The following is a 23,501-nucleotide window of genomic DNA, read 5'->3' as shown; positions in this document are numbered from 1 at the left end:
GTTTTCTTTTCGACGCAAGTTGCCGTCGCTCTGCACCGAAAATGGCGCCGAGCGGCAACCAAGTCGCAAACTGGCCTCTTTTTCCGGAAAAGCGACGCCCCCCTGCCGGCGCCGCTTTCGTTGGCGAGTCCCCCACTAATTGTTGGAGGACTGCGTCTCGGGGAGCCGCGGCGCCGGAATCGAACTCCGTTCGGCTCGGTAGATGTCGTCGATGAAGTCGGCCGGCCGACCATACGGTTCCGATCCGGTTTCGTAGATTTCCGGATGGGCGTTGGGGCCCAAGATCCGCGTCATCGCCTCTTGTACCGAAACCATGCGGGCCTCGGTAATTTGCTGCGTCAGACCACGGCGAACGAACACCGCACGACGATCGGGTAAACCTTCCAGAATCTGGCGAATCTTCATCTCGCCGCCATGGGTGATCTGGTTGGTTTCGGAGTTGAAGTGCGCTTCGCCCAGCGTGTTCTGCAGGCGGATGCCGTTGGCGGTCATCTGCGACAGATAGTTGCGGGTCGCATTCCGGTCGTAGGTGACGAACGGTTCCGGCCAGCACTTGTTTCGCGCGTAGTCGAGATGGGTACGTTCCCAGAATTCGCTCCACCCGGCGTCGCAAGAGCCCACCATGGCGAAGGCGGCCGCAATGGCAAGCGCGATTCCCTGACCTCGATTCATCCGTCAATCTCCTGCGATGGGGGCTAGTCCAACTAGCTAGGTGTATTCTCAAGCGCGCTGGCGGCGCGCATGCCCGTGGCCCGGTGCTGTAGGGCTTATCGGCCAGTGGCGACAAGCGCAGCCAATCGTCGCCGCGGCGCCGGTACAGATTCACATTCCTCCCCCCGGCAGCCTCTGAAAAAAGCCTGGTCTCCGCGGGGGAGACCAGGCTTTGCATGTCAAGCTTTGCCGGTTGTGCCGATTAGCTGTTGGCGGCCATCATCGGCAACATCTCGCGGATCACGGTAATCGCGGCCGGTCCGACCAGCACCACAAAGATGCCGGGGAAGATGAAGAACACCAGCGGGAAGATCATCTTGACCGCGGTCTTGGCCGCTTTTTCTTCCGCGATCTGGCGACGACGTGTACGCATCGCATCGCTTTGCACGCGAAGCGCCTGAGCGATACTGGAACCGAACTTATCGGCCTGAATCAAGATCGCCGCGAGCGAACGCAAGTCTTCGACGCCGGTGCGACTTCCCAATTCGTGCAACACGTCGGTACGGGCGCGACCGACTTGCAGTTGGAAGTTACAGAGGCCGAACTCTTCGGCGATGACGCGATAGGTCTTTTTCATTTCTTCCGAAACGCGGCGCATCGCCTGGTCGAGACCAAGCCCCGCCTCGACGCAGACGACCATCAGGTCGAGCGCGTCCGGCAGACCGCGGAAGATCTGTTCTTTTCGCTTCTTGCCCAGGTACCACAAACCGATCGACGGAATGTAGAACGAGACGCCCGCGATGGCGATCCCCTTAAACAGGTCGCTTTGCGTGTAGTTGCCCAGGAAAAGAACCAACCCGCCGCCGGCGATCAAGCCCAGCATCAAGCTGGCGAACTTCAGCCCGAGGAAAACCTGCGGGGCCGACTCGCTACGGAAACCGGCGTGGGTCAATGCTTCTTTCAGCGCGTTGGCGTCTTTGACGTTTTTCGGTTGTAGCGGAGCGGCCAGCGCCGGCGTCGCTTTCTCGAGCACTTTCGAGACCGCATTGCCAGCGCGATCTTCGCGAGCCTTCTTGCCGACCGGGTCTTTGAATTCGTCCAGACGATCTTCGGCGCGAGAACCGCTCGCCGACATCGCGTCGACCAACCACCAGACGCCGGCAGCGATTAGACCAAAGACGGCCAGCGGTACCAACAAGGTCCAACTGAATAATGATTCCATGGTTTCGCCTACACTTTGATATCGATGATTTTTTGGATGACGTACGCGCCGATCAGCTGCATCAGAATCGCCCCGGCCAGCATCTTGTTGCCAAGCGGGTCGGTGAACAGCGTCATGACGTAGCCTGGGTTGAGTCGCCACAGCGCCACAAACAGCGCCGGCGGCAAACCTAGCAGCACGATGCCAGAGATACGACCTTCGCCGGTCAGCGCCTGAATGGTGCCGAACAGTTCGAGACGTTGACGAACCAGGCGGCCGATCTTATCCAAGATTTCGGCCAAGTCGCCGCCCGTTTGGCGCTGCAAGATAATCGCGGTGCCAAAGAACTTCAGGTCGAGGTTCGGCACCCGCTCGGTCATGTCGGTGATCGCGTCTTCCAGCGAAACGCCCAGGTTTTGGGCCTCAAACACCTTTTGAAACTCGCGCCCGATCGGGTCATCCATTTCTTCGCTCACCAGGCGAAAACCGGCGCCCAAGCTATGACCAGCGCGAAGGGCCCGCGAGATCAACTCCAGCGCGTCGGGCAACTGCTTGCCGAACTTGTTGAGCCGCGATTTGCGTTTGAAGTGGACGACCAGGATCGGAATGCCGGCCAATAACAGCGCGGTAATCGGTGCGATCCAGATTGGCGCCCCCAGCAAGATCGGCAGGATGCCGCCGGCAGCGCCGATGCCGCCGCAAATCATCACCAGGTTGGCGACCGACATCGACATGTCGGCCTGATCGAGAAACAACCGGAGATTGAAGAACTGCATGATGTAGGCTTCCAGGGCGTTTCCTTCGTCCTGAAAACCGGAGAGCAACCCGGTGTTCTGCTCCGCCTCTTTTCCGTGCGGCTGACCAGCGCCGGTCAGCGCATCGAGCCGCATTTCCGCTTCTTCGCTCCCGGCGCCCCGGAAACTGAGCGCTACGCCGCCTACCAAGGCGGCGATGCCTACAAAGACGACGATAGGGATTACAATTGACAACATGGGGGCTTACCTCGTTTGGCGCCTTCCTGGAACTAGGGGTTAGTCGACCAACATCACGCGTTGTCGGAACGCGCTGGCCGGAAGCCGAACTCCGGCCGACTCAAGTCGCGCCATAAAGTTCGGCCGGACGCCGGTCGCTTCAAACTGGCCTCGAGCTCGCCCTGTCTCATCGATGCCGGTTTTGTTGTATCGATACACGTCTTGCATCACGACGGTGTCTTGCTCCATGCCGATCACCTCAGTGATGTGCGTGACGCGACGCGGACCGCCTTGCAGACGGTTAGCCTGAATGATCAAGTCGACCGCGCTGGCGATCTGCTGACGCATCGCCTTGATCGGCAACTCAAAGCCCGCCATCGAAATCAGCGTCTCAATACGGGCGATGCCGTCGCGCGGCGTATTGGCGTGGATCGTGGTCATCGAGCCTTCGTGACCGGTGTTCATGGCCTGCAGCATGTCGAGCGTTTCGCCGCCGCGGCACTCACCGATGATGATTCGTTCAGGACGCATACGCAGGGCGTTGCGCACCAGGTCGGTAGCGGTCACGCCCCCCTTCCCTTCGACGTTCGGCGGGCGGGTTTCCAGCCGCACCACGTGATCTTGCTGCAACTGCAGTTCCGCCGCGTCTTCGATCGTCACGATACGTTCCGACGACGCAATAAAGCTCGACAGCGTGTTCAGCAGCGTCGTCTTACCGGAACCAGTACCGCCGGCGATGATGATGTTCAGCCGGGCTTTGATGGCGCCTTCCAGCAGCATCACCATCTCAGGCGTGAAAGCCTTGTAGTTGAGCAGGTCCTCCAGCTTCAGCGGATTGGAGCCGAAACGACGAATCGACACCGCAGCGCCGTCCAGCGCCAGCGGCGGAATGATCGCATTGAAACGCGAGCCGTCCGGCAGACGGGCGTCGACCATCGGGCAGGTTTCGTCCACACGACGGCCGACCCGAGAAACGATGCGGTCGATAATCTGCAGCAGGTGATTGTTATCGCGGAAGGTGACCTGGCTTTTCTCGAGACGTCCCCCTTTTTCGCAGTAGATCTGCTTGGGGCCGTTGATCAGAATATCGCTGATCCCATGATCTTTCAGCAGCAATTCGAGCGGGCCCAGACCGAACGTTTCGTCCAAGACCTCTTCGATCAGACGTTCCCGTTCGTTGCGATTGAGGAGCGTCTCCTCGGTATCGCAAAGATGTTCGACCACCAAGCGAATCTCGCGGCGCAGAACTTCGCCTTCCAACTCGCCAACCTTGGAGAGATCAAGCTTATCGACCAGCTTGCCATGAATACGACGCTTCAGGTTTTCGAATTCGGCCTGCTTCGCGTCTCCGCTCTTCGCTTCTGCGTTCAATGATCGTACGGACATGTCTTTTCTCCGCGTCGGCTTCATGCGACGCTATATGCGGATGTTCTAGAAATCGAGCGCATACCGTCAGGGGCGACGGCCACTGGACCTCGTGGAAAATATACGTCATACGATTGACAATGTCGGAAGAATTTCGGCGACCTTGCGCACCGATCGGGTCGTACCGATTTTGCGGCAACTGCGACCCACGCCCGGCTCGAGATTGGCGGGGCCTTGTTTCACGAGAATGCGAGCCAACGGCTACTTCGAGACGGTCTCTTCGCCCTCTTCGGCCGAAGCTTGCTTTTCGCCGGCCTGCTTGCTGCCGCCGAGGAAGCCAAACCAACGGCTGATTCCCGCCTTGCCGGCCGCGGCCGCCTTCTTGCTGTCGCCTGACAACGCATCGGCCAGGCTCGAAATCGCCTGCGTGATGCCGGCCCGAGGAGCCTGTTCGATCAGCGGCACGCCGTTGTTGCGCACCTCGACCATCACACGATAGTCGTTGGGGATCTGCCAATAGATCTCGCTGCCGATCGTCTCCTGCGCCTTCTTCAGGCTGATCTGGCCCGAGTCGAGGCCGACGCGATTAACCACGATGCGGGTCTTCTCTTTCAAACCGTCGGTTTCGGCAAACGACATCATCAGCCGCACGACGTTGCGCAGACAGGGAAGATCAAGCTGAATCACCATCAGGTTGTCATGCGCTTCTCGCATCGCGACGAAGTCGAGCGGACGGAACCCCTTCGACAGGTCGATGATCAGGTGCGTGAAGGTCGCCTTAAGCAAGCCGATCACGCGAGAGAAGTCGGCTGGGCTGATCAGCGAGTCGTCATGCAACTGCACCGGTCGCGGCAGCAGGTACAGACCGGACGAGTGCTTGGTCAACGATCGCTTTAGCAAGTTGAAGTCGAGTCGCTGGATGTTCTGCGCGACGTCGACCAACGTGTAGTCGGGAATGGTGTCAAGGAACACGTCGGCGTCGCCCAAGGCGAGATCGAGGTCGATCAGCACCACGTTGTTCTTCTCGTTCGACGCCAGGATACAGCCGAGATTGACTGCCAGGCTAGTCGCGCCGACGCCGCCGGTGGCGCCGCCAACGGTGATCACCCGACAACCGCGCGAGCGTGATTCGCCCTTGCCGAACTTCTGATTGCTGATTCGCTCGAGGGCGGCGACCAGGTCTTCCAGCACCACGGGGTGGGTCAGAAACTCTTTGGCGCCGGCGCGCATGGAGCGCAAGATCATGTTGCCATCGGTCGAGGCGCTGACGACCAGGATGCTGCACTCCGGATTCACGTCGTGCAGCTCTTCGATCAGGGCCAGCGCTTTCTCGGGATTGCCGTCCAGGGAGACGACGCCAATGTCGGGATTGGTTTGCCCGACCACGTCCGCAAAGAACTCGTACCGAGAGCACTCGGCTTCGAGCCAGATTACTTCCATGCCGAGCAGCGTCGACTTCAGCATTTCTCTCGTCGAGTCGGTTGGATCCACCAACGCGACTCGTAATACGTTGTTCATAGCCGCTTTTCTTCTTAATGCGTCGCCAAGGCGCTACTACAGACGGACTTAGCCAAAGTGCAAGTTAAGTAAGTGTAGTACGCGATCGGCGCGACGCTTTTAAAATCTCAAAGCGTCATAACCGACCGGTCCGATCAACGCTGGTTCCGACAGCGCCGGCTGCAGCGGATTTGACGTTTCCACCATCGCCGGCTTGGCCGGAGCGGGGCTCGGGGCTGGGGCCGGCTGATGCGCCGGAGCCGGCGAATGCATCATCTGACCCTGAATCACCGGTTCCGACATCTCGATCACCGGCGGTCCCGGGGCGATGTTTTCGCCGTCGTACGGGCCGATCATCCCCGGCATGCCGCCATCGATGCAGGCGCCGCCCGGCGGGCAAGCCGGAACTTCGACATAACCGCGACCATACAGTTCGCAGTCGTTGACGATGCCGGTGTTCGAGCCGGGGTATTCGCACGGCACTTCTTCCGGATTGAGCGGGCCAATCAACTCGGGCGTCACGATGATCAACAGTTCTACTTCGTTGCGACGATCGACGTTGCGGCGGAACGCGGCGCCAACCCACGGCAAATCGGCCAAGTACGGTACACCGCGGCTTTCCGTTTCGATCTTTTCCTGAATCAATCCGGCCAACGCCATCGACTGTCCCGCTTTCATCTCGACGGCGGTGTCGGCCCGTCGCGTCCGGAAACCAGGCGTGCCACCGACCGCCAAACTGGCGTCGACTTCGCTCACTTCTGGCCGCACCTCCAACTTCAGATTGCCATTACCCAAGACGATCGGCACAAAGTCGACTCGCGTACCAAAGTCTTTGAACTCAATCGAGGTAGTACCGAGGCCGGAGGCGACTTGAATCGGCACTTCACCGCCCGACAGAAAGCTCGCTGGTCGTCCGCTAATGGTGGTCAGCGTCGGTTCCGACGTCAATTTGGCGACGTTTTTTTGCCGCAGGGCTTCCATAAAACCGTAAAACTGCGTTTGCGAGCCGAGCACGCCAAACTGAACCGTTTGGGCGGTCGCTTCCAGGCCGTCGCGGGCGCCGCTGGTCAACACGCCGGCCGGGCCCAGGATGCTGGAGGCGGTCGAGCTGACGAAGTACTCGCTGCCGATCGAGGCCCAGTCGATGCCGAGCTGACGCAACTTGGTGCGCGAGACTTCGTATACCTTCACCTTCAGCATCACCTGCTGCACGCCGCCGACGTTGATGTTGTTAATGACTTTCGGGTAGTAATCTTCGGCAATCGCCACGATTCGGCTGACCGCTTCCGGGCGATCGACATAGCCCGAGAGCACGACGCTGCTGGCCAGCGGACGCACCTTGATCGAGGAGTTGGGGAACTCCGTCTCGAGCAACAGCTGCAATTCGCGACCGTCGCCGATGATGATCACGTCGATCGTGTGGATATTGCCGTCCTCGTTCCACAGGTTGACCTGCGTCACGCCCGGCTTGAGGGCCGAGACTTGGATCTTGTTCGGGGCCAGCGGGGTCAACCGCAGCAAGTCAGGGTTGTTGACCTGCGCCTTCGGAATCTTGGCGTCCAGCGTGAAGATGCGACTGGAGTTGACCATCATCTCCAATCGCTGATTGGGAGCGTCGACCGAAAAGTTAACGCTCGGCACGGCGCCCGGATTTTGGGCGTGGGCGGCGGTCGCCAGTGCGGTCAGCATACAAGCGACCGCACAGCGATACAGAAACCCCAGAGGGCGGCGAAAAGTGATCATCCGTGAACATCCTTGCGTATTGGGCGTGCGTTCAATCCGTGAACCCACTTGCCCGAATCGAATTCCGTTGTCTGCTTACTTAGTCATCCAGGCCCTGCGGAGCCGCGTCGTCAGGCGACGCGTCATCCATTCTCAAATCGCCGCTTCCGGTCATTCCGCTCGGCAGTCCAAGACCGCCCGCGGCGCCCGCTCCATTCGGAGCGAAGCCCGGTCCCAGCGGCATCGCCGGAGCGCCCAATCCTTGCATTGGGACGGAAACCGGAGCCGGCGACGGTGCGCTGGCGGCGCCCGGTGCGACTTCGGTCGGAAGCTTGCCTTCTTCACCAAACTCAAAGCGACGCACGCCGTTCGGGTCGAGCAGGTCCATCGTCCACTGCGGGCCGGTCTCGGCGACCGGAACTTCCAGCGGTTTGCTGCCGCCGTAGTTCTGCAGGAAACCAAGGAACCCGCCGCCAGAGTCCGACTCCTTCTTGGCGATCGGCTTGCGTTCCGTCTTCTTCGGGTCAGCGTCTTCGTCGATGCCCAACAGCTCCTCAACCGTGGCGTCGTCGGTTTCGTCGGCGTCGGTCACTTGTTCGTTCGGCGGACGTAGCGACAGGCTCAATTGGCCCAGTTGGCTCGCCAACATCAAAATCTCGACCTGGCTCGGCTTCACCAGCAGCGAAACCGTCTTGGCGTTGATCGTGTTTCCTTCCGAGTCGGTTTCGCGATGCGTTTGTTCGTTCACCGCGAAGACGCGCACGTTCTCCAAAATGGTGCGGGTCAGCGTCTTGTTGATTGCGCCCGAGCTACGCAGGTAAACCAGCACATCGACGCGGTCGCCCGGCAAGATCAGCCCAGAGGCCGAGCTCTCGGCGGTCACGCGAACCGAGTGCACGCGGTAGCCCGACGGAATCATCTTCGAGGCGCCCTTGTCTTCGTTCGACCCAAACAGCTTGCGTTCCAGAATCGGCTCACCAGCGTACAGACGCACGCGGGGGCGACGATTCTCGAGCTCTTCCAGGTTGGTGACCGCGCCTTCGGGCACTTTGTCTTTGGGCCACGGCTCAAGCTTGATCAGTTCCGGGGTCAGCGGCTCGTTGATGTCGATATCTTCGATCGCGACGAAGATGTTCTCCATCTCTATCTGGGGAGCGGCGGCCTGCTGGCTTTTGCTTTCCAGAACCTGGCTGATGCCGATCGAGGCTACCAGCCCACAGCCCAGGGCGAATACGATCAGAATTAACGATTTGGGACGCATGAATGTTTCCTTAGTTTGCTAGCCTCCGTGCCGTCGTAAACGTGCTAGCAATGAGCGCTTGGCCATAGCGCAAAATAGTTAATTCCTTCATCGGCGTACTTTCGATGCGAAGCCAACCCACGCCAGCGCACCACTACAACCGATTCAGTCGATTCCACTGTCGCATCTGGCGCCATCTGGAGTCGTTTATTTGATTCCTTCGCGACGCATTACCGTCTTCGCTTCCAACGTCGTTCCCCCGAGATACATCGGGGAAGGGATCCAACTGACGTCGCTAAACGGAACGGAAATCGTCACTCCCACTGGGTCGCCATTTTCGGCGGTACCAGGGGGATCCGGCGTCACACGGACCTGCAGGTTCGGTCCGTTGACCGAAGCCTGGTCGAGAAATTCTTCGACCGCGGCGACCACTTCGCTAGTGGTCGTCCCATCGAGAACCGCTCGGCGAGCTCCTTCGCGCGACGCGTTCGTAATCACCTGCTGAACCATCACCATCCGGCCGTATTCGATCATGCCGAACACCAACAGGAAGAAGAGCGGCGCGACGATCGCGAATTCGACGACAGCCGCTCCCGTTCGTTTTGATCGGTACAATCGGCAAGGTCGATGTAACCTGAACTGATGCGTCGTTAAAGTCGACCCATCTTTACATGGCGTCCAGGTCTCGAGATTTACGTCAGCTTCCGCAGAGACGGTTCGTGTGGGGGTCATACCAGCATTCCCATCCAAATGAAGTAGGCGATCGAGCCGATCGCGATCGGGATGCCGTACGGAAGCAACATCATGGTCGGCTTCCGTTCTGCGGCGATCGCCGAAAGCTGATTCGGGTCACGAATCGTCAGAATTTCGTTCAAAATCATCCAGGCCTGGTTCGAGTGCTTTTCCCAAGCCCCTCGGAACAAGACCATGCCGATCGCCAGCACCGCGCCGACAACGGCCGAAATGCAGAATGCGTAGAACGTGGTCGTGCCATACATCCAGGCGCCAACGCCAGCTAGCAGCTTGACGTCGCCCGCGCCCATGCCGCCGATCGCATAAGCCGGCAGCAACAGCGCCAAACCGACGACCGTGCCCAGCATGCTCCAGCCGAGACCTTCCCAGCCGAACGCCGCCACGCTGTAGATCCAGCCGGCGATGATGAAGGGGAACGTGATCCAGTTGGGGACCTTCAGCTGAAAGCCGTCAATCACCGCAGCGACGATCAAGGTGATGGTCACAACCCAAACCGGCCAATGCTCCGCGATCGCGGCGCCCAAATCGTTTACGTATTCCATGGTTCTCTCCTGAGTGCTCCCCGCCGAGATCGCTTCTCGGTCTTCTCATGAATCGTGTCGATCCGCGCGGCCTGCGCGGACTGGTCAGAAAACGTAGCATGCGCCGCACGTGACGACGGACGCAGCCGCAGGTTTTCCGCTACTTTTCACGACGGTGGCGAGTCGCTCCGCCGCGTCACTACCTTTTCCCCATCGCCAGCCGTCGATCGGCGGCGAAAAAAAAAGCCCGCTTTGGCGTCGACCAGCTGAGGACGTCAAAGGGGCTTTTCGAATAAACGGGTAGGGCGTGCGATTTAACTCGCACGCCCTGCTGGTCGTCGGTCGACTACGGAGTGGCGCCGCCGGTGGCGTTGGCGGTCGACATGTCGTTACCAATCTTGGTAAACGTGGCGTTCGCCTGCGTACCGATGGCCTGAATGGCCGTCAAGCATACGATGACGATCAGGGCCAACATCACGGCGTACTCAACCGCGGTCGGGCCATCTTCGGATACCAGGAAATTCTGAATCTTTTGAGCGAGAACGTTCATGAGATCTCTCCACAGTGCCTAAAAGCGGCATTTAACAAGGATGCGATTTTGACTCTCAGTCGCTGACGTTGTCTCCGACGTCGGCCTGCAAGCTGCAACTGAAAATCAACCTACGACGAATTTCGCCACGTCCTTCGTTTCGCCATCTAGGCTCATTCGCGGTGCGAACGTTCGCACCACACCCTTCGGCAGCCTGGCGACCATTTGCATGGCCCTTGGCTTTGCGTCCCGACCTCACGATCGGTTTGCCTTTTCGAGGACGATTGGCAGCAGGCCATCGCCTGTCTGACCGAAATAACGAGTTTTTCGAATGCTCGGAGAATTCCGGAAGCGACAGGAAATGACGGCGACGTTGTGTCGCCGAGCAAGGTTTGGCCTGTTCGGCTACTCCCCCGTTCACTTGAAACCTAGGTCGGATCCGATCTGAGTCAAATCGCACGCTTTAGAAAATCTGGAGAAAATCCGCCAAGTTTTCGGCCAAGGCCTGTTTCCCTCGTTTTTCTCGGGGAAAATAGGCTTTTCGCCCTTCGCAGCGCAGAAAGCCCCCGCAAAAAAAGAGGCTCGCCCCAGCAGGCCAGCCTCTTTTTCGCCTCGCTTTTTTAGCGCCGAAGCGGGTCAAAACGTCGTTTGGCCCACTGCCGATACTCTTCTTAATGGGCCGCCGGGGCCGACTCTTCCTCTTCCTTGGGCGTCGCCGGCACATCCTTGAAGATTAACCCGAACATCACCATGATCAACCCGGCGAAGATGCACGGAATCGCCCACACCCAGAACCAATTCAAGGTTTGCAACAGCAGTTTCGAACGTTCTTGGCGAGCTTCGTCGAGCTTCGTTCCAATCTCCGCGATTTCGCCCTGCAGCTTCTCTTGCCCGTCTGAGGTCGAGAAAGTCGCGTCGAACGGCGTGACGTCCCCGCCGATTTCAACGGTCATCGTGGTTGGCGCGACTTCATGGGCCAACGTGCCCGCCTGAGCGGCGACCTGCGTCGCGGCGCTCTCGGCGATTGCCAACGACTTCATGCCAGTTTCAATCTTGGCGGCATTGGCCAACAGTTCATCCTTCTGCTCGGCCGGAGCGGTCAACGCGCTCTCTACCTGGCCGCCAATCTGGGCGCCGACGAACATTCCCAAGCCCAGAGTAAACAACACCAACAAGCCTTGGGCCTGTCCTCGAATCGCCGGCTTCGCCGCTTTGTCGGTATAAATCTGACCGGTGACGAAGAAGAAGTCGTAGCAGATGCCGTGCAGCGCCACGCCGACAATCACCATCCAGAACGTCCCGTCAAACGAAGCGCCCGCAAACAGACCATAACGCACAACCCAGGCGAACATGCCGAAGATCAACATCCACTTCACTCCTAACCGGGCGAAGAAGAGCGGCATCAAGATCATGAAGATGATTTCCGACATCTGACCGAAGCTCATCTTGAAAGCAGGGTTGGGAATCCCGCACGCGTCGACGTACTTGCCCGCCAACTGGTAGTAGAACGCCAGCGGAATGCAGATCAAAAACGAGCTGAGAATAAAGACGAGGAACGAACGGTTCTTCAACATGCCCCACGCGTCGATTCCGATCAGCGCGCCAATCCGCAGCTCGGTCCCCTTCGCCGGCGGCGGCGTATGCGGCAACGAGAAGCAATACAGGCCCATGATAATCCCCGCCAACGCCGCCAGGTAAAACAGGTTGATCGCCGCGTCCCAAGCTTGAAAGCTGACCAACACCCCGGCGACGATCCAGCCGATCGTGCCAAACACGCGAATCGGCGGGAACTCGGTCTCGGGGTTGGTCATGTTATGCAGCGCCAACGTGTTGGTCAGCGACAGTGTCGGCATGTAGCACAACATGTGACCAAAGAAGAGCAGATTCACCAGCCAGGGCGCCGGCAGAGCCGCTGGATCGGCCGTCGCCGGATCTCCCACGTTCATCACCGTCGCCGCAGCAAACATGAACAGTCCCCCTGCGATGTGCAACGTCCCCAGCACCCTCTCGGTCGCAAAAAAGCGATCCGCGAAGATCCCGACCACAAACGGCGAGATGATCGCCGCGATCGGACCAACCGAGTAGGTCCAGGCAATTTCGGGGCCGCCAAAGCCAACCTTCCCTAAATAGAGGTAGGCGGTTACGTACCAAGATCCCCAGACGAAAAACTGAATGAACATCATCAAACAAAGGCGCAAAAAGATCGATACGTTCATTCAACAATCCCCGAGGGTTCACAAATGGAGGGCACGGATGCGGCTACAGAGGAGGTCGCATTCTAGCCTGCGTAGCCAGCAAGGTGAAGAATCGCCGCAATGTCCGTCGCTGATTTTGCTCCGAAAACTACGGCAGTTTTCCCTCACACGGCGCCCCGCGCAAACTACCGCCCAGCTTCGGCAAACCCCGGCTGGCGGCCCGTTTCTGCCCATCGCCGGCAATGTTATACTCCCGGCTTCCCCTCAAACTATTTTCGATCACTATTGAGCGAGCAAAGACGATGAGCGCTGAAGCCAAAATCGCCGAACTGAAGTTGGAACTCCCCCCTGCTCCGAAAGCGATGGGCTTGTACAAGCCGGTCCTGATCCACGACGGCCTGGCGTACATCTCGGGTCACGGCCCCCTGCAAATGGACGGCAGCCTCTCCACCGGCAAGATCGGCAAAGACGTCGATCAACAGGCAGGCTACGACGCCGCCCGGCAAACCGGCCTGGCGATGCTCTCGACCCTCAAGGCCCACCTCGGCAGCCTCGACAAGGTGAAGCGTCTGGTCAAAACGTTCGCCATGGTCAACGCCGTCGACGACTTCGCCGCGCACCCGGCCGTGATCAACGGCTTCAGCGAACTGATGGCCGAAGTCTTCGGCGCGGACAACGGCGTCGCCGCCCGCAGCGCCATCGGCGTCAGCGGCCTGCCCGGCAACATGATCGTCGAAGTCGAAGCGATCTTCGAAGTCGAATAAGGCAACTCGGCAGCCGGCGGATACGGTAAGTCGACCGTATCCGCCGAGCTGCGAATGTGGAAAGAAAAGCCGAAAGCAGACAAACACGTAGCCCGAGTGCGCAAGCCGAGGGAATCCGCCCGCAAGCCAACAAACCGGACCGCAGCCCGCACGTTTTTTGATCCCCCATCCCCGTAGGGTCCGCTGTGCGGACCAAGAACCTGCGCCAATGCCCGTTTGGCAAACAACACCAACTGGACCGCCAGCTTCAAAATTTCCGAATTGGCAAACAGCCCGCATCGTCATCAGCCCCACCGGGGCGATCTAACAATGGCGCGGAATGTCGGTTCGTATCCTGCGATGGACTGGACCGATGGTTTGCATTTTTTTCGCTCGCCGACGTCGATCGGGACTGGACCACCGCCGCGCCTTTTTTTAGCGTGCCCCTTCAGGGCTAACGATCTAATTACCCAACGAATACCCAGGGCTACTTTAGGTCGCCCCGTTGGGGCTTTTTGCAAGTGCGACACTGGACCGCAGCGCACGTTTTTTTTGACCGCACTTCTCCCGGCTCGTCCGTGGCCTCGGTGTTCGACCTTTCTTCCGACCGCATTTCCCTCGCTCGCGCGTCGGGCTACGATGGTTTCGCTTGGCTTCACACCGCATTTCCTCGGCTCGCGCCTCGGGTTCGTGTTTCGTGCGTGGCGTCGACTGGCGGACTGGACCGATCGTTTTCATTTTTTTCGTTCTCCGGCGGCAACGTATATCGCTTGAGCGTCGAATGGGGTTCTTTCGGCATCTCGACGATCTTCCCCGCGGTCATCATCCGGTCCCAGGTCGGGCCGAATTTGCTGCCGCTCATGCCGCTGTTGCTGCGGATGTTGTATTTGCACAGGCCGTTTTCACCAGCGTCGATCAAGACGCGGCGGAGTTGGGACTCCAGCTTTTCGAACTTCACGTCTTCTTTCGCCTGCTTCGCGGCGGCTTCGATCTCGGTCGCTTCCCGAAGAGTGACGTTCCACCGCCGGCCCCCCTCATCGGTCAGTTTGCCTTCGTCGATATCGACGCCCCACTCGCCACCTTGCCCGGCGTAGCCGCCGATCGAGAGCCAGAGTTTGTGCTTTCCGCTACCCGACTCAAACGCTTCGCGACGATTCACCAATAACCATTGCTGGGCGAAGTCGAGACTGCCGGCCAGGATCGACGCATCGAGTTTTCCCGGCTTCATTTCTTTGCGAGTCTGCACGCAGAGGATCGGCGTGGCGCCGGCTTTCGAAATGGTTTTCACCAGCGTTTGAATTGCTTCGGCCTGCTTGCGTTTGTTGGTGGAACCGAGCTTCAGCGGATCGATCACGACCACTTCTAGTTCAAACTTCTCGATCCACTGACGCAGGCTCTCCAGGTTCTCCGGAGCCGCCGGCTCCTCGACCGCCATGAACCACTGCAGGTTTTCGAGCGACGGGTTTTCTTTGCGCGCGGCGCTCCACCGCACCGCCAAGTCGGTGAGCTGCGATTGCTTGTTGTCGGCGCCGACGAAACCGACGCGGAACACTTTTTCAGCGGCGAACTCTCCCAAAAACTTGCCGCCGGTCGCGAGCGCCGCGCAGAGATCGACCGCCAGCGACGACTTTAATGTCTTGCTCGGCCCAACGATCACGGCCGGTTCGTTCTTGGTGAGCAAATTCGGGAAGAGCCACTCTTGCGGCTTTCGCTCGGCGATTAGTTCGGCAGTCGAGAGCGTGCGATGCGTCTCTTTCGCTTCATCACCGCCGCCGACATCGCTGCGGAAGAAGTCGATATCCTTGGAAGCGGAATCGTCGGTGGTCAGCGCGTCGAGCCGCTCGATGATTTTCGTTCGGTCGGCGGCGAGTTGCTCGGCGGTTTCCTTCGCTCGCAGTTCCTTTCGCAACTGACGCATCCGGGTTTGAAACTTCTGAATTCGGGCTCGGCGCATGAGATTTCCCTTGGTTTGTGAAAACAAAATTTGGGTGCCACTGGCCTTCAGCCAGTGTCTTCCGTGAATCGATATCCAGCTCCATACTTCAACCGCGTCACTTCGATCATGAAGAACACTGGCGGAAGGCCAGTGGCGCCCGGTGGGAAGTTGCTTCGCTCAGCGCGCAGGGAGGGCTATCAGCGACCTGCGTGCTTGGAAAATTCGCCTTGCCGCCATGCAGGGCGCGAAGAATTTTGGCTCGGCGGGCGATTGATCAGACGCCCGCAACTTTGAGGGATGTAGTGTACGAAATGCCAGGCATTTTTGCAAGCCTTTTTTGACGCTTCGTAGGTCCTGGGTAGGCTGGGTCGAGACCCAGCAAAATGCGGTCGGAAGCGCCGAGAATGGCCAACCGGCGAGTGAGATCTGCTGGGTCTTGACACAGCCTACGGACCGATGCGCGGCTCACTTGCGTTGCCACGCGGTGAGAGAAAATTGCGTGTGGGCAGGTTCCTGGTCCGCACAGCGGACCCTACGCCGGAGGTGGCTTCTGGCCGCTTTCGGGTCTCGGCTTTTTTTCGGGGTGTTTGCCCTCGGCAGGCATGGCCTGCCCTACGCTAGGAGCTGGTGCAAATGGAAGTGGAACTTGCCGAGTTTGCCGCCGTAGTTGCCGGCTGAAATTGCCAGGACGCCTTCGCCGGCGGCGGCGTTGGTTGCCGCGGTCATGGCGGCGGCGACGGACGCTTCGGTGGTGCCGTCAATGACGATCTCCAGCACGCAACTCGCGCCTTCGACTACCTGCGATTCGACGCGGCTGCGGAGCGTCGGACAGTACGGGTCGGAGGTCGACGCCTTCAGCGCTTTGTACTTCGATCCCACTTTGCTGCCGCTGCGGGCGACGCCGCCGGGGAACGGGGTGATGGAGTTGGTCACCTGCTGGATCGCTTCCACGCCGCGCCGGGCAGCGTCGAGCGTCGTCGGTTGCGTGGCGCCTTGGATCAAGATGTTGCCGCCGGCGACTCCTTTTGCGACGCCGAGCGACTCTTCGCACAGAAACTCGCCATCCATCACCGGGATCCGCCAATAGCGACGCCCGGCGATCACCTTGCTCTTTTGAAAGCCGTCCCCAAAGAAGCGAAGCCGCTTGCCAAGCGGTACCTTCTCTTCCGCCTGCGGCATGCCATCGAAAACCGCGGTCGAGGGACAAGTCATTACGCACTGACCGATCCGGTTGGCGATCGCTTTGCCCAGGGCGTCGGTCGAAAAGCCGAACGCCAGCACGACCGCGCCAACGCGTCCATCGGGCGACTCGTCGGTGGAGAGCCACTGGTCGACGCCCACTTCGGCGTCGCAGGCAATCACCGAAGTGCCATAGCCGCACAGCTCGCGCACCGCCGCGTCTAACCAATGGGGGTCATGCGCCGTGACGATCACGCGGCAATACCGCATGCCGAACGCCTCGGCGAAAGTGTCGACGATTTCTGTAGGCCCAAGCTTCACGAGGTTTGACTTTGCAATCTAGGCCGCCGCAGTAAAGAAACAGCGAAAAGCCCAGTCTCCCCGGTTGCCGCCAGAAACGCAAGAAGGGAACTACTTCGCACCTTGCGGCTCGGCAGGCGGAAAGAGGGGCGCGTCGGTCTTGGCGGTGATCCACCACTCGATGAGTTTGCGGTAAATCGCCTTGTGGCCAGCGTCGGTTTGCGAGATCACCAGCTCTTTGTCGACGACGATGAAATGTTCGTTATCGTCCCAGTCCAACTGCCGCAGTTCGGCCTGCAGGCGAATCGCGACGACGCCGAGTCGGTTCGGCGACAACTGATCGCCGTTGGAGTCGAACAGACGATACTCAATCGTTCGTCGTCCTGGCGTGCCTGGTTGCAGTTGGCTATGACTCTTGCGCAGCGCTGTCAGAAACTGCACCAGCTTGCGATGTTCCGCTTCGGTCTGGATGATCATCCGGCAATCGGCCGAACCGAGCAGCGAGTTCTCCTGCTCCGCCGACTCGTCGGTTGATGGCAGCGACACCGCCGTGATCAACTCGTCCAGCGAACGTTCCGCCGGCGCGCCGCCGACGGGGTCTCGATCGGTGGCAAAGTTCAACTTTTTCGGCAAGTCCGCCAGCGGATAAATCAGCGGGCCCATATCTTCCAGCGAGCGCTTGTCGATACGGATCTCGACTCCCGCTTTCTCTCCCAGAAATTTCGCCACTTCGGTCAGCGGGAAGACCGAAAAGTTGCAGCTGACTGGCGTCTGCAATTTTTTTTGCGTCTCCTCGGCGGCCGCTTGCTGTTGATTGAGGGTATCAAAGTAGCCGTCGACTAACGTCACCGGCGGCTCTTAGGCCTGGGTCCAAGAGACAAACGCAACGATTGCCGAGAGCGTCAGCATTAACAGACGTGAGGGCATAGGTTTTCTTCCGAGCACGTGGCGAGAGGGCTTTGCTTGTGGGAGCAAGTGTTGTCAGGAGCCAAAAGGATCGTCGTCACCAGGTCCGGCGAAACGATTATCTGGTCCTCCGAACGGATCGCCACTGCCAAACGGGTCTTGACTGCCATCAAATGGATCAGCGTTCGGCGGTGCGGCAAAGGGATCGGCGGAATTAGCGCCGTCGGCTTGAAAGAACCCGCCGCCTCCGTGTGGCGTCGTCCTAGGAGCGATGGTCGGTTCGTCATAACGGTTGGCTCGTACCGTTTGCCCGGCGCCATTTTCCCGGGCGATGCGGCGCAGCTGGCCGCTGATTTCGCGTTGCACTTGGGCGTTGTGGCGCACCACTAGCTGATTGGTTCCCAGCGTGACGATGTACCGCTTCTGCCCATCCCACGAGCCTGGGGCGATCCCTTGCTGCAAATCTTGGGCGATTTGGGCCAGGCGGCGACCATCATCGACCCCTTCCACACGATGCGTCCGATCAACTGTCTGATCGCTGACCGGCAGTGGCAGCGGCATGTAACTTCCCAACCCGGTCGTTTCTTCGGGAGAGGGAACCGGGGCGATGCGGCCCGCTCGGACCTCGCGCAATAGCTGCTCAACCTTGGCGTGGATCTCTTCGACCGTACTGATCACCAACGCGTCCGATTCGGCGAGCGGCTGGATGGCGCCTGGTCCGCCCAACTCTTCCCACGATTCCGGTTCGATCGTCGTCGTCAGCAACTGGATCACCGAATCGTAGTCGGCCACATAATGCCGCGACGCTTTTTGTCGCTGGGTCGAATCGCCCTCAAACGGATCGCCGCCGGGCATCCAGCTCTCCTTCGCAAAGAAGTCGCGAATCGGATAGACCTTCCGCACCAGCTCGCGTTCGGCCTCTTCCGGCGTCGTGATCACCAACAGCTCGTCGTAGTACTGCGGCGCCAGGTCGAGCTCGGTAAGAATGTCTCCCAGCGCCGTCAGCGCCGTCGTCTCGCGCCAGTCGCCGGTGACCGGCACGTCGGTCGACAGGCCCACGTCCTCCAGCGACCGGTTGTTGATCAAAATCTGCACGCCGGTTCTCTGACTCAGCATCTGCACCACCTTTTCCAGCGGCGTATCGCGCACGTTGAAGTCGGAATAGATAACCGACAGTCGGGCTTGCGTCTGCTCGCGAAAGAACCGCTGGCTTCCCATTTCGATCGGCGTTGGATCGTAGTTATCGCTCGAGAGAGCCCTGGCCTGCCGCAGCGCCGCCAACAGCAGCCGCACCTTGTAATGGACATGATCCATCTGCGAGACGACCAGGCCCCCATTGGCTGGTTGAACCGAACCGGGACCGCCCAACTCTTCCCAGTCTTCCGGTTCGACGGTGGTGGTGACTAGTTGAATCAGTGGGTCGAAGTCAGGTTGGTTGCCATTGTAGATAGTCAGCAGATCATCGCACGGATAGTAGGCGGTTCGCAAATCGGACTCCGCCTCTTCCGGCGTCGTCACTTCGATCCGGCCCGGCTCGACGCGAAACGTAAGATCCATCTCGCGCAACATCAACTGCAGCGCCGTGCGAAGCCGCGTATTGCGGACCTGGAACGTCACCGGCGTATCGGTAGATAAACCGACGTCTTCGAGCGCCCGGTTGTTCACAAACATCGTCACGTTCGCCTGGGCGCCGATTCGCGACAGCGCCACGTCGAGCGGCGTATCGACAAACTGGCAGTGGACCCGCTTTTGTAAGATCGCTTCGACGGCGCGGCGCTCTTCCAACTGCGGCATCGGCTGGTTGACATAGTCGGCCGCCAGTTGCACGGCGGGCAGTTGCGGCTGTGGCGCCGGCGGCACATAGCCGTACCCACCGCCAAACCCGTCCTCAAGACCACCGCCGCCAAATTGAGCCGAAGCTGGCGCCAGCGGGGCGATCACAATCGCCACGGTCCACAACATCCAAACGCGCAACCGGAACATGGAGAAACCTTGAAAAGTCAGCGATCGCCGGCACTGGTTCCCAGCCCAAGAGCCCGCCGCTGAGGGTGGAGCGAACTTTCCGCTAGAGGAGTATTCTGCAACCTACCCAGGCGGCGATCATGACGCAACCAATTGGTCGCTTTTCCCCTATCTTTTCCGGATTCAAGGCATCGCCCAGCCGATCTGGTACACTAAAAGATTACGTAACCCGCCTGGAGATCTCACCTTGGACGCCGCCGCAGCCAAACCATCGAAAATCGCCATCATCGGCGGCGGAATTAGCGGACTTGCGGCCGCCCATCGCTTGCAAGAACTGGCGCCGGCGACCGAGATCACCCTCTACGAGGCAGGCGAGCGACTTGGCGGCGTGCTCGAGACGCAACAGTGCGGCGATTACCTGGTCGAACAAAGCGCCGACAACTTCATCACGAACGTTCCTTGGGGACTCGATCTCTGCCGCCGACTGGGGATCGAGAGCGAACTGCTGCAGACCAACGACGCCCTCCGCAAGGCGTACGTCGTCAACCGCGGCAAACTGATCGAAGTGCCGGCCGGGTTTCTGTTGATGGCGCCGGGCAGAGCCTGGCCGATTTTGACTTCGCCGATTCTTTCGTGGCGGGGCAAGTTGCGACTCGCCTGGGAGTACTTCGTGCCGGCTCGCAAAGAAACGAGCGACGAGTGCTTACAAGATTTTGTCGTGCGGCGTTTGGGGCAAGAGACCTACGAGCGACTGGTGCAACCGCTGATCGGCGGCATCTATACGGCCGATCCCAAAAAGCTGAGCGTCGCCGCCACGATGAAACAGTTCGTCGAGATGGAGCGCAAACATGGCGGGCTGATCCGCGGCATGCGGAAGCGGTCGGCCAGCGCAGAGAAATCGGATGGCGGCGCTCGCTATTCGATGTTCGTCGCGCCCCGCGGCGGGATGTCGGCGATCGTCGATGCGATCTCAGCCTGCTTGCCAGGCGAATCAATTCGGCTGAATACCCCGGTTCGATCGGTCGAACGTTTGGAGAACGACCGCTGGCAAGTGACGACCGACGAAGGAGCTACCGCCTTCGATGGCGTGATCATGGCCGCGCCCGCTCCGGCGGCTGCGCAAATCATGCAAAGCGGCGACGCGGCGTTGGCCGCCGACCTGGCGCAAATTCAATATGCTGGCTGTGCGATTGTGTTGCTCGGGGTGCGACGCGAGCAGATTACTCGCCCGATCGCCGGGTTCGGTTTTGTGGCGCCGGAGGTGGAGAATCGCCAGATCCTCGCTTCCAGCTTCGCCAGTTACAAGTTCCCGGGACGTGCGCCAGAAGACTCCGTATTGATCCGCACGTTTGTCGGGGGCGCCTGTCATCCAGAGCGAAACGAACTGCCGGAAGAAGAGTTGCGGAAGATTGTGACCGCAGAACTTGCCGATCTGGTTGGCTTGACCGGCGAGCCGGAACTATTCGCCGTGCGGCGATGGTCGGCACAGATGCCGCAGTACCATGTCGGACACCTGGAACTGGTCGAGCGGATCGAGCGCCGCGCGGCCGAATTGCCCGGTCTGCAACTGGTTGGCAACGCGTATCATGGCGTCGGCGTTCCGCTCTGCATTCGGACGGCCGAAGAAGCGGCGGCCAAGCTGGTCGCGCAGCTGGAACTAAGCGAGATCGAGCGTTAGACCGCTGTCGGCGCGAAAGGTGAACTGAGGACGCCCAGCCGGCGTGTTGCCCTGAAACAGCGACTGATAAGCGTCGATCGACTGTTGAGCGTTTTGATCGTAAGCGGCCGAGAAATCTTGATGGTCGGCGGCCGCTTCCAGCAGACTACGATTGGCGGCCGCTTGACGAATCTTGTTGGCCAGCGCCGCATCGCCGTTAATCAAGCGGGCGATCTCATCATCGGCCGTTCCGGCGCCATCAACTTCGATTTCGCCCTGCTCGTTGATCGTCCATTGAAACTGCGAACTCGGATTGATTCCTTCGTCTTGCAGCAGTTGGCGAATCGCCGTTTCGATCTCCTTCACCAGGCTCTCGGTAGAAGCGGAAAGCTGATCGAGCGATCCGTCTAGCTGTCCCGAGGAAGCGAAGAGAGCGTCGAGCGCCGAAGCGTCGTTGGCGGCGGACTCGTCCGATTGGTCGGCGACATCGGCCGACTTGTCTCCCAGTGAGAGGAGTTGACCGAAATTGGCGCTGGAGATTTTGGACGCCGCCTGGGCGGCGATGCCTGCGGCTCCGAGAGCCAACGGCGTAAGGACCAATGGATTCATAACGCTTCCACAGAAATCGAATCGAGCCCCCCCGATATCTCTAGTATCGGCAGCGTAATCGCGCCAAGTTGACGCTGATTGAAAGAAAGGTTCAAGCCGCGCGAGAAAACGGCAAAGCGCAAAAAAAGTTCCCGCTAGCTAAACCGACTTGAAGATCGAACCGCGTGATCAATGCAATGAATAATTGCGTCGTCTGGCGAACCCCTGGTATCACTGTCGTGAAAAAAAATCACGTTCGTGACGCCCTGCCCCAGAGGTTCAAATGCTAGTTAGCGGGAACCGTTTCTTGAACACTCGCCACTATAAAACTGATAGCGAGATCCGACAAGAGTTTTTCGCATTAGAAGTTGACAATAACGCGAACGATTGCCTAACGGTTCGTTAGCAAGTCGTTTGTCAGGCCGCAGAAGAGCTGCGTGAGCGATTGACGCCACCAATCGTTTCATACAGATCGACGTATTGCTGCGCCGCCGTTTTCCAGCAGAATTGACCGGCATGAGCCTTCAAGCGTTCGCCATACAACGGATCTTGCGCATAGCGGCGCATCCCGTCGACAAACCGTTGATAGAGATGGTCGCCGTCAAAGGCGTCCCAATAAAAGGCGAGCTTTCCGCCAATCTCCGGCAAGCTGGTACGACGTGATAAAAAGGTTGGCTTTCCGCCCAACATCGCTTCAATCGGCGGCAGTCCAAAACCTTCGGTGATCGATGGGAACAGGAACGCGGCGCAGTTTTGATAGAGCCATTCGCGTTCCCCTTCGCTGACCGGGCCAGGCAGAAAAAAGCGTTCCCCCAGCCCGCGGGTGCGAACTTCCTCTTCGATTTCGGCGGCATAGGCGTCGGTCTTGATGCCTGCCAGGATCATCCGATACTGCTCGGCTCGCTCCAGCAAGTCGATCAATACATGGAAGTTCTTCTTCCGCTGCACCAATCCGATCGAAAACAGAAACGGGCGATCGTCCTTGATAAAGTCGGGACGAACCGGCTCGGTCTCCTTGCGAGAGACGCCGTTGTAGATGACGTGCACCGGCTTGTCGCCGACGTTCAGCTCTTCGCGGACTTCTTGGGCGACGAACTTGGAGATCGCTACAATCTCGGTCGCCCGATCGACGATCAGTTGATGACGCCGACGCTCGCGAGCAATCTTGGAAGACGCTTTCTCACGCAAGAAGTTCAAGTCATGAATGGTCAGCAACATCGGCGTGCGCGGATGTCGCGGCAAGAAGCGAGTCTGTTGATGGGTCGCGTGCCACAGCAGGTGCTTCTCCAGCGTGCCGGAGTAGAAGAACCGCGAAGGACGCTGCAGCAGCTCTTTTCGCCAGAGGTTCGCTTCGAGCGATCGCTCGTTGGGAAATCGCTCCAGTTGCGGTTTCCGAGCGAGGATGATCGGCTCCAACCCGCGCGATTTGAGCTCTTCGACGATCGCGTCTCCCAGATACTGCGCAAACTGCCCCAAGCCGCAGTACGGCTGACGCAGTTTTTCGAGATCCAGTACGACTTGCAACATGAAGCTCTAGCGAAATGGAGGTAGGAACGATCACTTACGTCGCACGGCGGGATGCAGT

19 protein-coding genes and 1 riboswitch are annotated in these 23,501 nt (G+C 59.5%); of the genes, 2 read left to right on the top strand and 17 right to left on the bottom strand.

What is annotated here, in order from left to right:
• Positions 1 to 135: 135 nt before the first annotated feature.
• From Enr8_RS21650 to Enr8_RS21600, 11 genes are all read right to left on the bottom strand, one after another.
• Positions 136 to 672: a hypothetical protein gene (locus Enr8_RS21650; protein ID WP_146435696.1), complete on the bottom strand. Its 537-nt coding sequence runs from the start codon at positions 670 to 672 to the stop codon at positions 136 to 138.
• Positions 673 to 913: 241 nt separating this feature from the next.
• Positions 914 to 1,873, bottom strand: a complete 960-nt coding sequence (locus Enr8_RS21645; RefSeq protein ID WP_146435694.1) for a type II secretion system F family protein — start codon at positions 1,871 to 1,873, stop codon at positions 914 to 916.
• Positions 1,874 to 1,881: 8 nt separating this feature from the next.
• The gene (locus tag Enr8_RS21640; protein WP_146435691.1) at positions 1,882 to 2,844 is read right to left on the bottom strand and encodes a type II secretion system F family protein; all 963 of its coding nucleotides are present in this window, start codon (positions 2,842 to 2,844) and stop codon (positions 1,882 to 1,884) included.
• Between the two features lie 39 nt (positions 2,845 to 2,883).
• Positions 2,884 to 4,209 carry a CpaF family protein gene (locus tag Enr8_RS21635; protein ID WP_146435690.1) on the bottom strand — a complete coding sequence of 442 codons (1,326 nt, stop codon included), beginning with the start codon at positions 4,207 to 4,209 and terminating at the stop codon, positions 2,884 to 2,886.
• Positions 4,210 to 4,449: 240 nt separating this feature from the next.
• The gene (locus Enr8_RS21630; protein WP_146435688.1) at positions 4,450 to 5,706 is read right to left on the bottom strand and encodes a nucleotide-binding protein; all 1,257 of its coding nucleotides are present in this window, start codon (positions 5,704 to 5,706) and stop codon (positions 4,450 to 4,452) included.
• A gap of 99 nt (positions 5,707 to 5,805) precedes the next feature.
• On the bottom strand, positions 5,806 to 7,428 hold the full coding sequence (locus Enr8_RS21625) for a type II and III secretion system protein family protein (RefSeq protein WP_146435686.1): 1,623 nt from the start codon (positions 7,426 to 7,428) through the stop codon (positions 5,806 to 5,808).
• Positions 7,429 to 7,507: 79 nt separating this feature from the next.
• The gene (gene cpaB / locus Enr8_RS21620) at positions 7,508 to 8,668 is read right to left on the bottom strand and encodes a Flp pilus assembly protein CpaB (RefSeq protein WP_146435684.1); all 1,161 of its coding nucleotides are present in this window, start codon (positions 8,666 to 8,668) and stop codon (positions 7,508 to 7,510) included.
• Positions 8,669 to 8,854: 186 nt separating this feature from the next.
• The gene (locus tag Enr8_RS21615; protein WP_146435682.1) at positions 8,855 to 9,262 is read right to left on the bottom strand and encodes a TadE/TadG family type IV pilus assembly protein; all 408 of its coding nucleotides are present in this window, start codon (positions 9,260 to 9,262) and stop codon (positions 8,855 to 8,857) included.
• A 113-nt stretch (positions 9,263 to 9,375) separates the two neighbouring features.
• The gene (locus Enr8_RS21610; protein WP_146435680.1) at positions 9,376 to 9,942 is read right to left on the bottom strand and encodes an A24 family peptidase; all 567 of its coding nucleotides are present in this window, start codon (positions 9,940 to 9,942) and stop codon (positions 9,376 to 9,378) included.
• A 325-nt stretch (positions 9,943 to 10,267) separates the two neighbouring features.
• A complete protein-coding gene (locus tag Enr8_RS21605; protein ID WP_105336408.1) occupies positions 10,268 to 10,471 on the bottom strand; it encodes a Flp family type IVb pilin in 204 nt (67 codons plus the stop codon).
• A 184-nt stretch (positions 10,472 to 10,655) separates the two neighbouring features.
• A riboswitch (cyclic di-GMP riboswitch) is annotated at positions 10,656 to 10,731 on the bottom strand.
• Between the two features lie 390 nt (positions 10,732 to 11,121).
• Positions 11,122 to 12,666, bottom strand: coding sequence for an MFS transporter (locus Enr8_RS21600; RefSeq protein ID WP_146435678.1), 1,545 nt, complete (start codon positions 12,664 to 12,666; stop codon positions 11,122 to 11,124).
• Between the two features lie 281 nt (positions 12,667 to 12,947).
• Between Enr8_RS21600 and Enr8_RS21595 the strand changes: the two genes are divergently transcribed.
• Positions 12,948 to 13,409, top strand: a complete 462-nt coding sequence (locus Enr8_RS21595) for a RidA family protein (protein WP_146435675.1) — start codon at positions 12,948 to 12,950, stop codon at positions 13,407 to 13,409.
• Between the two features lie 634 nt (positions 13,410 to 14,043).
• Here the strand turns inward: Enr8_RS21595 and Enr8_RS21590 are convergent.
• The 4 genes from Enr8_RS21590 to Enr8_RS21575 all read right to left on the bottom strand — a co-directional run bounded on the left by Enr8_RS21590 (position 14,044) and on the right by Enr8_RS21575 (position 19,692).
• A complete protein-coding gene (locus Enr8_RS21590) occupies positions 14,044 to 15,342 on the bottom strand; it encodes an AAA family ATPase (protein ID WP_246120197.1) in 1,299 nt (432 codons plus the stop codon).
• Between the two features lie 594 nt (positions 15,343 to 15,936).
• Positions 15,937 to 16,824, bottom strand: a complete 888-nt coding sequence (gene fhcD / locus Enr8_RS21585; RefSeq protein WP_146435673.1) for a formylmethanofuran--tetrahydromethanopterin N-formyltransferase — start codon at positions 16,822 to 16,824, stop codon at positions 15,937 to 15,939.
• A gap of 90 nt (positions 16,825 to 16,914) precedes the next feature.
• Positions 16,915 to 17,652 carry a hypothetical protein gene (locus Enr8_RS21580; RefSeq protein WP_146435671.1) on the bottom strand — a complete coding sequence of 246 codons (738 nt, stop codon included), beginning with the start codon at positions 17,650 to 17,652 and terminating at the stop codon, positions 16,915 to 16,917.
• A gap of 132 nt (positions 17,653 to 17,784) precedes the next feature.
• Positions 17,785 to 19,692 (bottom strand): hypothetical protein, encoded by a 1,908-nt coding sequence (locus Enr8_RS21575; RefSeq protein WP_146435669.1) that lies wholly within the window; start codon positions 19,690 to 19,692, stop codon positions 17,785 to 17,787.
• A 226-nt stretch (positions 19,693 to 19,918) separates the two neighbouring features.
• On the opposite strand from Enr8_RS21575, the gene hemG reads away from it, so the two are divergent.
• A complete protein-coding gene (hemG, locus tag Enr8_RS21570; RefSeq protein WP_186767786.1) occupies positions 19,919 to 21,349 on the top strand; it encodes a protoporphyrinogen oxidase in 1,431 nt (476 codons plus the stop codon).
• On the opposite strand, the gene Enr8_RS21565 is transcribed toward hemG, so the two are convergent.
• Together Enr8_RS21565 and Enr8_RS21560 are read right to left on the bottom strand one after the other, a co-directional pair.
• A complete protein-coding gene (locus Enr8_RS21565) occupies positions 21,329 to 21,937 on the bottom strand; it encodes a hypothetical protein (protein ID WP_146435665.1) in 609 nt (202 codons plus the stop codon). The genes hemG and Enr8_RS21565 overlap by 21 nt on opposite strands.
• Positions 21,938 to 22,333: 396 nt before the next feature.
• Entirely contained in the window at positions 22,334 to 23,443 is a 1,110-nt protein-coding gene (locus tag Enr8_RS21560) for a glycosyltransferase family 4 protein (RefSeq protein ID WP_146435663.1), read from the bottom strand.
• Positions 23,444 to 23,501: the final 58 nt, after the last annotated feature.

The organism is Blastopirellula retiformator (assembly GCF_007859755.1).
GTDB lineage: Bacteria > Planctomycetota > Planctomycetia > Pirellulales > Pirellulaceae > Blastopirellula > Blastopirellula retiformator.
This window is presented reverse-complemented; position numbering and strand designations above follow the sequence as displayed.

Coding starts and splice junctions, on each gene's coding strand:
- Enr8_RS21650 (WP_146435696.1), bottom strand. CDS start 672: ATGAATCGAGGTCAGGGAATCGCGCTTGCCATTGCGGCCGCCTTCGCC.
- Enr8_RS21645 (WP_146435694.1), bottom strand. CDS start 1,873: ATGGAATCATTATTCAGTTGGACCTTGTTGGTACCGCTGGCCGTCTTT.
- Enr8_RS21640 (WP_146435691.1), bottom strand. CDS start 2,844: ATGTTGTCAATTGTAATCCCTATCGTCGTCTTTGTAGGCATCGCCGCC.
- Enr8_RS21635 (WP_146435690.1), bottom strand. CDS start 4,209: ATGTCCGTACGATCATTGAACGCAGAAGCGAAGAGCGGAGACGCGAAG.
- Enr8_RS21630 (WP_146435688.1), bottom strand. CDS start 5,706: ATGAACAACGTATTACGAGTCGCGTTGGTGGATCCAACCGACTCGACG.
- Enr8_RS21625 (WP_146435686.1), bottom strand. CDS start 7,428: ATGATCACTTTTCGCCGCCCTCTGGGGTTTCTGTATCGCTGTGCGGTC.
- cpaB (WP_146435684.1), bottom strand. CDS start 8,668: ATGCGTCCCAAATCGTTAATTCTGATCGTATTCGCCCTGGGCTGTGGG.
- Enr8_RS21610 (WP_146435680.1), bottom strand. CDS start 9,942: ATGGAATACGTAAACGATTTGGGCGCCGCGATCGCGGAGCATTGGCCG.
- Enr8_RS21605 (WP_105336408.1), bottom strand. CDS start 10,471: ATGAACGTTCTCGCTCAAAAGATTCAGAATTTCCTGGTATCCGAAGAT.
- Enr8_RS21600 (WP_146435678.1), bottom strand. CDS start 12,666: ATGAACGTATCGATCTTTTTGCGCCTTTGTTTGATGATGTTCATTCAG.
- Enr8_RS21595 (WP_146435675.1), top strand. CDS start 12,948: ATGAGCGCTGAAGCCAAAATCGCCGAACTGAAGTTGGAACTCCCCCCT.
- Enr8_RS21590 (WP_246120197.1), bottom strand. CDS start 15,342: ATGCGCCGAGCCCGAATTCAGAAGTTTCAAACCCGGATGCGTCAGTTG.
- Enr8_RS21575 (WP_146435669.1), bottom strand. CDS start 19,692: ATGTTCCGGTTGCGCGTTTGGATGTTGTGGACCGTGGCGATTGTGATC.
- Enr8_RS21565 (WP_146435665.1), bottom strand. CDS start 21,937: ATGAATCCATTGGTCCTTACGCCGTTGGCTCTCGGAGCCGCAGGCATC.
- Enr8_RS21560 (WP_146435663.1), bottom strand. CDS start 23,443: ATGTTGCAAGTCGTACTGGATCTCGAAAAACTGCGTCAGCCGTACTGC.